Here is a 12,841-nt window from a genome sequence, read left to right as displayed (position 1 = left end):
TCATCAGCGACACCCCGCGCACGGCACCTGTCACACCTGTCAGACCGCACGTTCCAGCCCGCCACCTGTACATCCCTGGAGCACGCCATGACACCTCGGACGGATATGACGGATTCCTGTCTCGAACCAAGCCCAACGCGCACACCCAAGGGACGTCCTTACCGGGGCCCGTCATGTGTCACGACCGTCATCGAGAGCCGCGCGTGACCCGGCCTCGCTGGCTGCCCGACGTTCCCGGCCTCGCGATCCGGCTCGAACGGTGCCGGTCCTGCGACGCGCTGGTGATGCGCGCCCTGGACGCCCCGGTCGCCGGGATCGACACCCGATGCGATCCCGTCCCGCTCGACACGCTCGGCGAACTCTCCGCGCTCGTCCAACGCCGCCGCACCTTCGACGCCGTACCGATGGGCCGCCATTGCGAACTCGTCCACCGCGACCTCTGGCGCATCGAGCATCGCCGCCATCCCGTGGTGGCCGAGCACCGTTGCCCCGGGCCGGTCCCCGGCTCCGCCCTGCGCTTCCGGCCGCGACGGCCGGCCCCCGCGACCGATGACACGCCGCCCTTCTAGGAGTTTCGATGCCCGTCTTCACGCACCGCGTCGCCGAGCAGCTCAACGAGGTCCGCGAACGCTGGGGCGATGTCCTGACCGCCCGCCATCCGGGCACTCCCCGTCCCTGGGCCGAGCTCGCCATGACCGCCGAGGAACGCGAACGCAGAGACGCACTGGCCCGAGCCGAACGAGCCGAGCGCCTGATGCTGACCCGGCAGGGCATCGACCCGCCCGGCTACACCAGGTCGGCGGCCCGCGACGACGTCCTTGATGTCATCGAGGAGGTCGAGCGCGGAATGTTGCTGCTGGAGGACGCCGTCCGGGACCGCCTGGGCTATTCCCGGCTCTGCGAGCGCTGCCGCCACGAGGCCGACGCGCACCTCGACCACTGCGCCATTCCCGGCTGCGATTGCCCGGACTACCGCCTGACCCGCCGGCCGACCGCGGAACCGAGCGTTCGCTACCTCACCATCACAGGACCTGAACGAGCCCAGGGAGAATTCCGGCCCGCCGAACGCCATCGCATCGAGTACGTTCCTGAAGGCTCGCTGCACTGGGCCAGCGTTTGGCTGGAGGACCAGCTCCCCGCTATTACGACGGACGAGACGCTCGCCGAACACTTCGCCGCCGAGGTGGCGCGCCTGCACCGCCTTGTCGTCCGCGTTCTCGGTCTGGTCGAGGACGGCACTCTCATCAAGGCTCCCTGCATCGGCTGCGATGGGGCGACGCCCGAGCAACCGGAGGGCGGCGCGCTCACCCTGCGCCTCTACGCGGACGGCTACGTCCTCTGCCACAACCCCCTCTGTGACCCGCCCACCGACCTGTGCGGTTCTCGACTACGCGGAAAGCCGATGTGGCCGTACGAAGAATTGGAATGGCTAGCGGCACGCCTGGACGACCGCGCCGCAACCGCACGCAAACGCGCCGGATAAACACCTCGGGCGACCGGTCCCCGAATCCGCCACGCGCGTGGGGGCCGCCCGCCGGTCCGGACATGCCGGTACCCCCGGCTCCAAGACTCGGAGCCGGGGGTACCGGGTTACGACAACGGCCCCTGAGAGGGAGAACCTCTCAGGGGCCGTTGCCTCAGAAATCAGCTTGGATCGGACCTGTCAGCGGCCGGGTGGCCTGGTGGGGTCCTTGTGCGGGTCCGGCTTGTTCGGTGGCCGCTCGGTGGGGCCCGGTGGCTTCGGGTAGGGAGGGCCGCTCGGCTTCGGTTCCTTCGGCTTATCAGGCATTGCAGACTCCTCGGTTAGTTGGCCTTGCATTTCTCACTTTGTCGGTTCCGGGCTTCCCCTGAACCCGACAACCACAAATTTACGGATCAACCTCTCTCCCTCATACCGCCAAACGGGTGAATTGTTCGCACCACTTTCCGGCCTGTGTCGCCGACCGCCGAGAGTGCGCCCCGCCGAAAAGCGCGTATTCATGTGGCGGCGACGCATTTAGGTGGTCGCGCGCGCGGCAGGGGACAGAGGCACCGTTCCAACGACGCGTGCACGCCGCCGCCAGCATTCCGCCCATGGCTCCACCAGTTCCGGCCGTGGCCGGATGCACACATGCGACAACGGTCCTTGAGAGGGGGAGCCTCTCAAGGACCGTCGCCTTATCCGCTATTTCGCGTTACGGACGAATCCGATCACTCGTCGTCCTGGGGCTTGCGCGGCTCCGGGATCACCGGGATCGGCGTGGTGGGCGTCTCGTCCGGCGGAGGGTTGTCGTCGGGCTGCTGCCCGTTCTTCTTGGGGTCACCCATTTTCTATCTCTCCTCACATAGTTTCCAATTCGGTCGAGTCCCTTTGTTTCCTCCGAAACCCGACACCAATGAATCTACGGATGAGAAAGCGCCTGTCATACCGCCAAACGAGTGAATCCGGCACACGCTTTTCCTTGCCGAATCACCAGCCGCACCTGCCGGAAAGCGCGGTCGTTGGTGGCGGGTGCGCACTTACGGGCTCGCGCGCGCGTCAGGTGGCGAGAGGAGCGGATATACAAAAAGGGCGATGCCCCCGAGGTGCATCCCGTCGGGGGCATCGCATCATGCTGTCGGCTTGTCGGTCAGCCTTTCCTCTCCTCCGCCCAGCACTTGGTGCAGGAGCGAACGAAGCGGACCTGGTCCTCGCTGACGTACTCCTCCGTCCAGTTGGACCAGTCGTGGTCGCACTTTTCCTGCTGTGAGTCCTTCTTGCCCATCTCATCTATCCCTTCAAGCGGACTGTTGTTAGTTCCTGCCGTTCCGCCGTGGCGGCCCGACAACAAGAAAGTTACTCGCGCCATTTCTGCCGGACAATCCGCCGAACGGGTGAAAGGTGCATCGCCTTTTCCGTTGCGGCTGGCAGTGCGGGAAAGGCTTAACTGATGCGATGGCCAGGGCGGCATGGCGGAGCGCCGGACGGGCCTTCGCCCCCGGGTCAGGCGTACGCGTGCGGGCGGTAGGGGCCGGGGCCGGGGTTGACAGGACGTTATCCACAGGCGATCATTGAGGTGTCTGGCTTCGCATGCCCGAAAACGGGTGGGTGCGGGGCCTTTTTGCTTTCCCGGAGGTGACGATGCCCAAGCCGGTCACCCAGCGGGACTATCAGCGCGTCCTGGAGCTGCACGGCCGGGGCATGTCCCGGAACGAGATCGCCCGGGAGGTCGGCCGCTCCGGCTCGACCGTGTCCCGGATGGCCCGCGAGCTCGGACTCTCGTTCGAGCACGGCGGCAAGGTACAGGCGGCGACGCAGGCGGCGCAGGCGTACAACGCCGCGCGCCGGGCCGAGCTCGCGAGGACGTTGCTCGATGACGCGCTGCGGTTGCGGCGCCGGCTGTGGGAGCCCAGCACGGTGCACGCCTTCGGCGGGCGCGACAACACCTTCACCGAGGCGCGGCTCGCGGAGCCGCCCTACCGGGACAAACGCGAGATCATGGCGGCGGTCGGCATCGCGGTCGACAAGAGCCTGCGCCTGGACGAGTACGACGCCGATGGCGGGGTCGAGGAAGCCCGGAGCATGCTCACGGCCATCGCCGAGGGGCTGCGGCACATGGCCCGGGCCACCCCGGCCGGATCCCCCACCACCTCGTCCGCAGCGCGCACCACCCCGTCCCAAGCGCGCACCAGTCCGGCCGAAGCGCGCACCGCTCCGTCCGATGCCGGGGACTGAGCCGCTCACGGCGCTGTCGCCGGCGCAGTTGCGTTCGGTGGCCGGCGCCGGGTCCAGGATCAACGTCTGGCACGGCGCCATCCGCTCGGGCAAGACCGTGGCGAGCCTGCTGCGCTGGCTGATCTACCTGAGCGCGCCACCCCCGGGCGGGCTGTACGTCATCGCCGGCCGGACGATCACCACGGTCGAGCGCAACGTGCTGGAGCCGCTGCGCGACGAGCGGCTGTTCGGCCCGGTGGCCCGGACCGTGCGGCACTCGCCCGGCGCGGCCACCGCGACCATCCTCGGTCACAAGATCCATCTGATCGGGGCGGGCGACGCCCGGGCCGAGGAACGGCTGCGCGGGATGACCTGCGCCGGGGCCTACCTCGACGAGGCGACCCTGCTGCCCGAGGCGTTCTGGACGCAGCTGCTCGGCCGGATGTCGGTGCCCGGCGCGCAGCTCTTCGCCACCACCAACCCCGACAGCCCGGGCCACTGGCTGAAGCGGCGCTGGCTCGACCAGGCCCGCGAGCTCAACGTGGCCGCCTTCCCGTTCACCATCGACGACAACCCGAGCCTTTCCGCGTCCTACGTCGAGACCCTCGGCCGGGAGTACACCGGCCTGTGGCATCGGCGGTTCATCCGCGGGGAATGGTGCCAGGCCGAGGGCGCCGTCTACGAGGCGTGGGATCCCGGTCGGCACGTCGTGACCGAGCTGCCGCGGATCGTCCGCTGGCTGGCGGTCGGCTGCGACTACGGCACCGCCAACCCGTTCTCCGCGCTACTGCTCGGGCTCGGCGAGGACGGCCGTCTCTACTTCGTGTCGGAGTACCGGCACGAGGCCGGCCGGGCCCGCCGGCAGCGCACCGACGAGGAGTACTCGGCGGACCTGCGGGCCTGGCTCGGCGGCGTGCGGCGCCCGCATGAGAGCGGCAACGTCCTCGGCGTGGAGCCCGAGTGGGTGTACGTCGATCCCTCGGCCGCCTCGCTCAAGGTGCAGCTCTGGCGGGACGGGCTGACCAACGTGACCGACGCCGACAACCGCGTCCGCGAGGGCATCCGGCTGGTGTCGTCGCTGCTGGCGACCGACCGGCTGCGGGTGCACGCCGACTGCGCCGGATGGATCGGCGAGGTGGGCGGCTACTCGTGGGACGGCGGCGCCGCGGCCAAGGGTCAGGACGCTCCAGTCAAGGTCGATGACCACTCGTTGGACGCCGGACGATACGCCATCAAGTCAGCGGAGTGGGCCTGGCGGCCCCTCATGATGTCTACGGAGTGAGCGTGCCACTGCCCGAGGAGAACACGCCGTGGCCGCCCCCGCAGCTGACCCGGCCGTACGCGGTGATGCGGGCGCACGACGCCTGGTACGCCGGTGACCGCGCCGAGCTGATCGAGTCCGGCCGGCGGCTGGCCGAGGCGAGCCGCCATCCGGCGCACGGCCGCCGCAGGCGGTTCTGGACCCGCGATCTCCCCGCCGGGCAGCGCGACACCCGCGTCCACGTGCCGCTGGCCGCCGACATGGCCACCACCAGCGCGGACCTGCTGTTCAGCGAGCCGCCCGCGCTCACCGTCGACCATCCGGCGGGTCAGCGCCGCCTCGAGCAGATCATCGAGGACGGCGGCATCCACAACGTGCTGCTGGAGGCGGCCGAGATCTGCGCCGCCCTGGGCGGCGTCTACCTGAAGGCCGACTGGGATCTGTCGGTGGCACAACGTCCCGTGCTGGCCGTGGTGCACCCCGATTCGGCGGTGCCGGAGTGGCGCTGGGGCGAGCTGGTCGCGGTCACCTTCTGGCGAGTCGTCGCCGACGACACAGGCGAGATACTCCGCTACCTGGAACGGCACGAGCCGGGCCGCATCGAGGCCGCGCTCTACCAGGGCACGCACGACGACCTGGGCGAACGCGTGCCGCTGACCGAGCACCCGGCCACCGCGCCCCTGGCCGACGGCGATCCGGCGACGGCCGTGGTCAAGGCGACCGGCATCGACCAGCTCACCGCCGTCTACGTGCCCAACATGCGGCCCAACCGCCGCCTGCGCGGCGAGCCGCACGGCCGCAGCGACTACGACGGCGTCGAGGACCTGTTCGACGCGCTCGACGAGACGTGGACGAGCTGGCTGCGCGATCTGCGGCTGGCCCGGTCGCGGATCATCGTCCCACAGGGCTATCTCCAGTCCCGGGGGCGCGGCGAGGGCGCCTTCTTCGACCTCGACCGCGAGGTGTTCGAGGAGCTCAACATGCCGCCGACCGGATCTCCGGGCACCGGCGGCATCACCGTCAACCAGTTCGCCATCCGGGTGACCGAACACGCGGCCACCGCCGAGCAGCTCGTCCGGCAGGCCGTCGCCGCCGCGGGTTACTCCGCGCAGACCTACGGCCTGCTCGGCAATGTGCAGGCGACCGCGACCGAGGTGATCGCCCGTGAGCGCCGCACGTTCCTCACCCGCGATCGCAAGGCCCGCTACTGGCGCCCCCAGCTCGGCCGTGTAGGCGAGGTCCTGCTGGCCCTGGATCGCGCGCTCGGCTTCAGCACCGTCGTCCCGGCCCGGCCGAGGGTCGAGTTCGGCGACTCGGTGTCGGAGGACCCCAAGACCGTCGCGCAGACCATCGACCTGCTGCATCGAGCCGAGGCGGCGTCCACCGAGACCAAGGTGCTGCTGCTGCACCCCGACTGGCCCCGCGAGCGGATCAAGGACGAGGTCCGGCGGATCCTCGCCGAGGCCGGCCGCCAGGTCCCCGACCTGGACGACGCGTTCCGCGTCCCCCCAGACGCCCCCCGCGCCGCATGACCCCGCATCGAAATGCGCACCGCATAACGCCGCGCCGGACCGCGCGCTGTGTGACGCCGCATCTCGTGTCGTCGCATCGTGTGATGCCCCACTGCGCCGCGCGCCGCGTGATGCCGCGCCGGACCGCGCGCTGTGTGACGCCGCATCTTGTGTCGTCGCATTGTGTGGCGTTGCGTTGGGGCGTGTGACGTTTCCATGGCGCTGGATCCTGATGTCGTCGAGCAGCTTGCTGCGGAGCCGATCGAGCTGTACGCGCAGGCCGAGCTGGATCTCATCGCCGACCTCGCGCGCAGGCTCGGCGCCGACGCCGAACTGCCCGACTGGGCCGAGCGCAAGCTCGCCGCGCTCGGCGCGCTGCGCCGCCAGGCTGAGCAGACCCTCGAACGGCTGAGCCGGGAGGGCGAAGAGGCCGCCCGCCGCGCGCTGGCCAGGGCGTACGAGCGGGGCGGCCAGGCCGCACTCTCGGAGATCGCCCGCCTGTCGAGCCCCCGCTCGCCGCGCGGCCGCCGGGACTTGGCCGTCAACGCACCGGACGTGCCCGGCGCGGCCGCCGTGCTCCGGCTGATCGCCGAACTCGTGGCCAAGCTCGGTTCCCTCCAGGCGCCGATCCTGCGGACCGTCGAAGACGTCTACCGCGAGATCGTCGCGCGGGCCACCACACCGGTATTGCTAGGCGTGGCCAACCGCCGGCAGGCGATCGAGAAGGCTCTTGCGGACTTCGCCGGTCAAGGAGTCACCGGATTCCGGGACAGCCAGGGCCGCGACTGGGATCTGGCCTCGTACACGGAGATGGCCATCCGGACGGCGACCGCGCGGGCCGCGGTGCAAGGTCACCTCGATCGGCTCACCGAGTCCGGCGAGGACCTGGTCATCGTGTCCGACGCGCCCGGCGAATGCGTCCGGTGCCGTCCCTGGGAAGGCAAAGTCCTCTCGGTCTCGGGCGACACCCGGGGCGAGGTCGAGGCGGCCGGCCCGCTCGGCGGCACCGCCTCGATCCGGGTCGAGGCCACCGTCGCCGAGGCCACGGCGGCCGGGCTGCTGCACCCCAACTGCCGACATGCCCTGTCGCTCTTCATCCCCGGCGTGACCCGGCCGATGGAGTCGACGGAAGATCCCGAGGGCGAGGCCGCCCGCCGCGAGCTCAGACATCTCGAACGCAAGGTCCGGGAGTTCAAGCGCCGCGCCGCGGCGGCCCAGACCGACACCGAACGCCGGCGCGCCGAGCAGCGGGTGCGCGACTACCAGGCACGCATCCGCGAGCACGTCGACGCCACGGGTCTGCTGCGCCAGCGGCAACGCGAACGACTTCCCGCCGGTTAGAGCGGGGCCGACTCGCTCCCCCGCCCGCGACGCACGTACCTGGCCGCCGCTCGCCATGGGCGCCGATTTCGAGTCACGCCCTCACCGGCGTTCATCCTTCAGCAACGGAGCCGCAGAATGCCCAGAGTCTCCCTCCCCGTCACGAAGCTCACCCGCGACGGCGTGCCCCCGGCCGCCGAGCAGAGCGGCGACCCGGCCAACGGGCACGCCTGCGTCAACAGCGGCGAGACCATCATCGAGGTGCGCAACGCGCACGCCTCCGCCCTGCAGTCGGTCACGTTCGTCACGCCGGGCACGGTGGACGGCCTGGCCATCGCCGACCGCAAGGTCGACGTGCCCGCCGGGCAGGCCCGCAGGTTCGGCGGCTTCCCGCCGGCGGTGTACGGGTCGGTGCTCAACATCGACGTCACGACCGCGGATCTCAAGCTGACCGCCTACGAGCCCTGATCGTCCGTTGTCCATCACGACCGGGCCCCGGGAGGGCGACGTCATGACCGACCAAGCCGAAGACCAGCCGAGCGCGGCCGGGTCGCTTGAAGGCCCCGAGGCCGTCCAGGCTCCCGAGCCGGAGCCCGGCACGGCCCTGCCCGAGCCGAGTCCCGGCGCCACCATGCCCGAGCTGCGTCCCGGCGACGCCGCGTCCGAGCCGGTGGCAGGGGAGGAGGCGGCGAGAAGCTACGACGTCGCCTACGTCGAGCAGTTGCGGCGGGAGAACGCCTCCTGGCGTCTCAAGGTCCGGGACCTGGAGTCCCGGGGACGTGAGACCGAGGTGCTGATCGTCGCGCTGGGCCGGGACTTCGGCATCGTCGACGCCCCGGAAGAGACGGGCGAGGAGGGCGAACCGCCCGCGCCGGACGTGGCCCGCGTGCTGTCCGAACTCCGGGCGCGGTTGACGGCGCGGGACGCCGAACTGCGCACCCTGAAGATCGAGCAGGCGCTCGAACGCGCCGCCGAACGGCACGACGCCGATCCCGAGCTGGTCGTGCCGGTGCTCGCCCACTCCGGCGGCCTGGCCGGGCTCGACCCGGACGCCGACGGATTCCAGGCGCTGCTGGACGACCTCGTCGAGCGCGCCGTCGAGAACAACCCCAAGCTCCGCGCGACCCAGGTGGCGCAGCGGGGCGGCGCCGAGTTCCCCGGCCGGTCCGGGACCGCCGGATCCGCCGTGGCGCCGGGCATGGACCGGCTCCGGCACGCCTACGCCAACCTCTCCACCTGACAAGAACGGAGCACGCCGCCATGGCGGTCACCCTTCCCGAGTCCGCGAAACTGTCCCAGGACGAGCTGCAGCGCAGCGTCGTCGAGATGTTCGTCCTCGAGTCCAGCGTGCTGGACCGCATCCCGCTGCTGAGCGTGGAGGGCAACAACTACGCCTACAACGAGGAGGCCACCCTCCCGGGCGTGAAGTTCCGTGACGCCAACGAGGCGTTCGGCGACGAGACCGGCACCGTCAACCAGCGCACCGAGAAGCTGGTGATCCTCGGCGGCGACGCCGACGTCGACCGGTTCATCGTCCAGACCCGCGGCAACCTGATGGACCAGCGCGCCATCCAGACCCGGCTGAAGGTCAAGGCCGCGACGCTGGCGTTCCAGGACGCGTTCATCAACGGCGACACCGCGGTCAACGCCAAGAGCTTCGACGGGCTGAAGAAGCGGCTCACCGGCCCGCAGGTGATCACCGCCGCGCCCAACGGCATGCCGATCATCGGTGGCTCCGCGAACGAGCAGCACGCCTTCTTCGACAAGCTGGACGAGGTCGTCAACGCGGTCGTCGGGGACGTCGGCGCGCTCTACATGAACAAGGCCATCCGCGCCAAGATCATGAGCGCCGGGCGGCGCACCGGCGGCACCGACTGGATCACCGTCCTGTTCGGCGACAACCCGACGATGTCCAAGCGCATCCCGACCTACAACGGCATTCCGATGCTCGACATCGGCACCAGGGCGGACGGCTCGTCCATCATCGGGCTCAACGAGACCCAGGGCACGGCCTCCAACGCCTCCAGCATCTACGCCGTCTCGTGGGCGGGCGACGAGTCCAACCCGGGCGTCGCGGGCCTCACCAACGGCGGCGTGCAGGTGCGCGACCTGGGCGAGATCGCCGAGAAGCCCGTCTACCGGACGCGCATCGAGTTCTACTGCGGGCTCGGCGTCTTCGGCAAGGGCGCGGCCCGGCTGGCCGGCGTCCTCAACAACTGACGGGGGACGCGACGTGCCGAAACGTACGGCGCCGAACGCGCCGAAGCATCCACGGGGCTGCCCCGCGGACCGGGTGGAGAGCTATCCCGCCACGCGGGAGGACGGGGCGCGGATCACCGTGACCCGCTGCGTCGACTGCGGCGCCTCCACCACCACCGGCTCCTCCACCGCCTCTGCCTCCACCACCACCTCCGCGGCGAAAGGCTGACGATGGCCCGGTACGCGACGGTCCAGCAGTTGCAGGCATTCAGCGGGAACACGCCGCCCGCCGACGCGGAGCGGCTGCTGGACCGCGCGGCCGAGTTCGTCGACGACCTGCTGCTGACCGCCCGGTACGCGACCGACGCGGCGGGGCTGCCTGCCGACCCGAAGATCGCCGAGGTGCTGTCCCGGGCCACCTGCGCCCAGGCTGCGTACTGGCTGGAGACCGGTGACGCCGAGGGCGCCGGCGCGCACTACCAGTCGGTCCACATCGGATCGATCACTCTGACCCGGGGCGCGGGCGGCTCCAACGGCCGGGTGGCCCCGCAGGCCGCGACCATCCTGCGGACGGCGCGGCTGCTCCGAGGGGCGATCTACACGTGAGGCTGCCGCGCTGGCTGCTGCCGCACCAGGTGACGGTGCGCGCCTACCGCGGCGAGGGTTCGTCCGGGCCCATCTACGCCGCGCCGGTCACCACCGCCGCCCTGATCGACGACAAGCAGCGGCTGATCCGCGGCCCGAACGGCGACGTGCTGGTCAGCGCCACCACCCTCTTCCTGCCGATCGACGTCGAGGTGGCGCCCGAGTCGCTCGTCGAGGTCAAGGGCCGTACGGCCACGGTCATGACGGTGGCCCGCCGGTCCGGCGATGGGCTGCCCACCCCTGACCACATCGAGGTCGCACTCACCTAGCACTCGTCCAGCACTCGTCCAGCACTCATCTAGGAGGGTCGCATGGGAACGGTCAGGACCGACCTGCGCTGGCACGGCGCCAAGGTCAAGGGCGCCGAGCGCGCGGCCGCCGTCCGCGGCCTGCGCCTGGCGGCCGAGCATCTCCTGGAGGAGTCGCGCCGCCTGGTGCCGATCCAGTCCGGCGACCTCGCCCGTTCCGGCGTGGCGTCCGTGGACGCGGCCCGGCTCACCGCGGCCGTCTCCTACGACACCCCGTATGCCGTGCGCCAGCACGAGGAGCTGAACTTCCGGCACGACCCCGGCAGATCGGCGAAGTACCTGGAGATCCCGGCGACGACCGAGGCCGGGGAGATCGCCCGCCGGTTGCAAGAAGAGCTGCGCAGGGCGCTGTGAGCCTGCTCAGCGGCCTGGCCCAGCAGCTGTCCGAACGAGGGCTCGGGGTCTACCGCTCCGACGGCTCGCCCTATCAGCCCGGCGAGGTCGCCATCCTGCTGGAGCACGTGCCGCAGACGCCCGACCACGTCGTGGTGCTCACGCTGTACGGCGGTGCCGAGCCGGACAGCAGGCTCGGCTATGACGAGCCGTCCTTGCAGGTCCGCACCCGCGCCTCCGACACGGTGACCTCCCGCGCCCGTTGCGAGGCGATCCGCGACCATCTGCACGGCCTCGGCCCGGTGACGCTCCTGGACGGGACGCTGCTGCTGTCCTCGGTCTCGATCCAGGCCGTCCCGGTCTCGATGGGCCAGGACGCGCGCGGGCGCCACGAGCACTCCTGCAACTTCCGCCTCACCGTCCGATCGGTCACCGAACACCGCGTCTGACCGGTCCCCGCGCTTGATCACCACGTCCTTCCGTCCCGCATCGTCGTGCCCGGCCGCCGAGCCGGGTCGTTCGCACGCCCACTCGTACCGCACCGCAAGGAGCACGCATGGCACCCGTTCAGGTCAACGCCCGCGACTGGACCTTCCTGATCAGGGATCCCGCCGTCCAGGACCCGGCCAGCGCGAGCTACTGGGTGGAGATCGGCGGCATCACGTCGATGGAGATCTCCCCGGACGCCGAGGACGTCGACACGACCACCTTCGCCAGCAAGGGCGCCGCCGAGCACCAGATCATGCAGCGCAGCCTGGAGATCACGCTGGAGGGCCGGTACCTGGAGGACGCCACCGGCAAGCGCGACAAGGGCCAGGAGCTGGTGGAGAAGCTCGCCGACCAGCTCGGTGAGGCGTCGCTGGGCCAGCTCCGCGTGGTGCGTCCGTCCGGCCGCAAGCGCGACCACATCGTCTCGGCCAAGCTCGGTGAGGTCAGCGGCGAGAACAACGACAAGACCGCCTGGTCGGTCACCCTCACCCGTTCCGGCGCCTCCGTCGAGGTCGCCTGATGAACGAGCGCGACCGTTTCGCCGAGCCCGACGAGGTGCCCCGCGAGGACTTCGGCCGGGACGTCGAGGACGAGCGGTACGACGACTTCGACGCGTTCTGGGCCGAGCAGCGGCGGCACACCGGCGGTCACCAGATCAAGGTGTTCGGCGAGCTGGTCACCCTGCCCTCCGAGTTGCCGATGGACGTGGAGTGGCGCCTGGAGGCCATCCGTGACCTCCCCGCCGGCGAGGTGCGGGCCGAGATCGAAGACCTCGTGGGCCTCCTGTACGGCGACGGCGTCCTGGACCGCTGGCGCGCGCACGGCATCACCGGGCAGCAGTTCCAGGTGCTGCTGGTGTACGGCATGGCCCGCGCCTCGGGCCGCGAGGTCTCGTTCGAGGAGACCCTCGCCGAGGTGGCCCGCGCCGATCAGGGCGGCAACGTCCCTTTTCGGACCGGGCGGGGTCGCCCGGACGGGCCGGATCGTCGGTCGTCGGCCACCTCGTCAAGAAGCACTGGTGGGCGATCGAGGCCGACTTCCAGCGGGAGTACGGGCTCGACGCGGCACGGTTCGCCGCGCTGAGCGCCCGCCGTTTCTACGT

Annotated in this window: 16 protein-coding genes; 15 read left to right on the top strand and 1 reads right to left on the bottom strand. The window is 70.8% G+C overall.

What is annotated here, in order from left to right; genetic code table 11:
* The first annotated feature begins 203 nt into the window (after nucleotides 1–203).
* Both ACGFNU_RS01940 and ACGFNU_RS01935 read left to right on the top strand, forming a co-directional pair.
* Nucleotides 204–569, top strand: a complete 366-nt coding sequence (locus ACGFNU_RS01940; RefSeq protein WP_392589350.1) for a hypothetical protein — start codon at nucleotides 204–206, stop codon at nucleotides 567–569.
* Between the two features lie 8 nt (nucleotides 570–577).
* Nucleotides 578–1,483: a hypothetical protein gene (locus ACGFNU_RS01935; protein WP_392589349.1), complete on the top strand. Its 906-nt coding sequence runs from the start codon at nucleotides 578–580 to the stop codon at nucleotides 1,481–1,483.
* Between the two features lie 1,126 nt (nucleotides 1,484–2,609).
* On the opposite strand, the gene ACGFNU_RS01930 is transcribed toward ACGFNU_RS01935, so the two are convergent.
* Nucleotides 2,610–2,744, bottom strand: coding sequence for a hypothetical protein (locus tag ACGFNU_RS01930; RefSeq protein ID WP_392589348.1), 135 nt, complete (start codon nucleotides 2,742–2,744; stop codon nucleotides 2,610–2,612).
* Between the two features lie 356 nt (nucleotides 2,745–3,100).
* Between ACGFNU_RS01930 and ACGFNU_RS01925 the strand changes: the two genes are divergently transcribed.
* From ACGFNU_RS01925 to ACGFNU_RS01865, 13 genes are all read left to right on the top strand, one after another.
* Nucleotides 3,101–3,694: a hypothetical protein gene (locus tag ACGFNU_RS01925; RefSeq protein ID WP_392589347.1), complete on the top strand. Its 594-nt coding sequence runs from the start codon at nucleotides 3,101–3,103 to the stop codon at nucleotides 3,692–3,694.
* Nucleotides 3,681–4,955 (top strand): PBSX family phage terminase large subunit, encoded by a 1,275-nt coding sequence (locus ACGFNU_RS01920; protein ID WP_392589346.1) that lies wholly within the window; start codon nucleotides 3,681–3,683, stop codon nucleotides 4,953–4,955. The genes ACGFNU_RS01925 and ACGFNU_RS01920 overlap by 14 nt, the downstream gene beginning before the upstream one ends.
* Before the next feature lie 2 nt (nucleotides 4,956–4,957).
* The gene (locus tag ACGFNU_RS01915) at nucleotides 4,958–6,466 is read left to right on the top strand and encodes a phage portal protein (RefSeq protein WP_392589345.1); all 1,509 of its coding nucleotides are present in this window, start codon (nucleotides 4,958–4,960) and stop codon (nucleotides 6,464–6,466) included.
* 195 nt (nucleotides 6,467–6,661) lie between these two features.
* Nucleotides 6,662–7,786, top strand: coding sequence for a phage minor capsid protein (locus ACGFNU_RS01910; RefSeq protein ID WP_392589344.1), 1,125 nt, complete (start codon nucleotides 6,662–6,664; stop codon nucleotides 7,784–7,786).
* Between the two features lie 117 nt (nucleotides 7,787–7,903).
* Nucleotides 7,904–8,233 (top strand): hypothetical protein, encoded by a 330-nt coding sequence (locus ACGFNU_RS01905; protein ID WP_392589343.1) that lies wholly within the window; start codon nucleotides 7,904–7,906, stop codon nucleotides 8,231–8,233.
* 43 nt (nucleotides 8,234–8,276) lie between these two features.
* On the top strand, nucleotides 8,277–9,005 hold the full coding sequence (locus tag ACGFNU_RS01900; protein WP_392589342.1) for a hypothetical protein: 729 nt from the start codon (nucleotides 8,277–8,279) through the stop codon (nucleotides 9,003–9,005).
* Nucleotides 9,006–9,025: 20 nt separating this feature from the next.
* Nucleotides 9,026–9,985 carry a major capsid protein gene (locus ACGFNU_RS01895; RefSeq protein ID WP_392589341.1) on the top strand — a complete coding sequence of 320 codons (960 nt, stop codon included), beginning with the start codon at nucleotides 9,026–9,028 and terminating at the stop codon, nucleotides 9,983–9,985.
* Between the two features lie 210 nt (nucleotides 9,986–10,195).
* A complete protein-coding gene (locus ACGFNU_RS01890; RefSeq protein WP_392589340.1) occupies nucleotides 10,196–10,570 on the top strand; it encodes a hypothetical protein in 375 nt (124 codons plus the stop codon).
* A complete protein-coding gene (locus ACGFNU_RS01885; RefSeq protein WP_392589339.1) occupies nucleotides 10,567–10,878 on the top strand; it encodes a hypothetical protein in 312 nt (103 codons plus the stop codon). The genes ACGFNU_RS01890 and ACGFNU_RS01885 overlap by 4 nt, the downstream gene beginning before the upstream one ends.
* Before the next feature lie 42 nt (nucleotides 10,879–10,920).
* A complete protein-coding gene (locus ACGFNU_RS01880) occupies nucleotides 10,921–11,271 on the top strand; it encodes a hypothetical protein (protein WP_392589338.1) in 351 nt (116 codons plus the stop codon).
* Nucleotides 11,268–11,699 (top strand): minor capsid protein, encoded by a 432-nt coding sequence (locus ACGFNU_RS01875; protein ID WP_392589337.1) that lies wholly within the window; start codon nucleotides 11,268–11,270, stop codon nucleotides 11,697–11,699. The genes ACGFNU_RS01880 and ACGFNU_RS01875 overlap by 4 nt, the downstream gene beginning before the upstream one ends.
* Nucleotides 11,700–11,806: 107 nt before the next feature.
* Nucleotides 11,807–12,259 carry a phage tail tube protein gene (locus tag ACGFNU_RS01870; protein WP_392589336.1) on the top strand — a complete coding sequence of 151 codons (453 nt, stop codon included), beginning with the start codon at nucleotides 11,807–11,809 and terminating at the stop codon, nucleotides 12,257–12,259.
* Nucleotides 12,259–12,822 (top strand): hypothetical protein, encoded by a 564-nt coding sequence (locus tag ACGFNU_RS01865; protein WP_392589335.1) that lies wholly within the window; start codon nucleotides 12,259–12,261, stop codon nucleotides 12,820–12,822. The genes ACGFNU_RS01870 and ACGFNU_RS01865 overlap by 1 nt, the downstream gene beginning before the upstream one ends.
* The last annotated feature ends 19 nt before the right edge of the window (nucleotides 12,823–12,841 follow it).

The organism is Spirillospora sp. NPDC048911, assembly GCF_043198015.1.
Taxonomy (GTDB): Bacteria; Actinomycetota; Actinomycetes; order Streptosporangiales; family Streptosporangiaceae; genus Spirillospora.
This window is presented reverse-complemented; position numbering and strand designations above follow the sequence as displayed.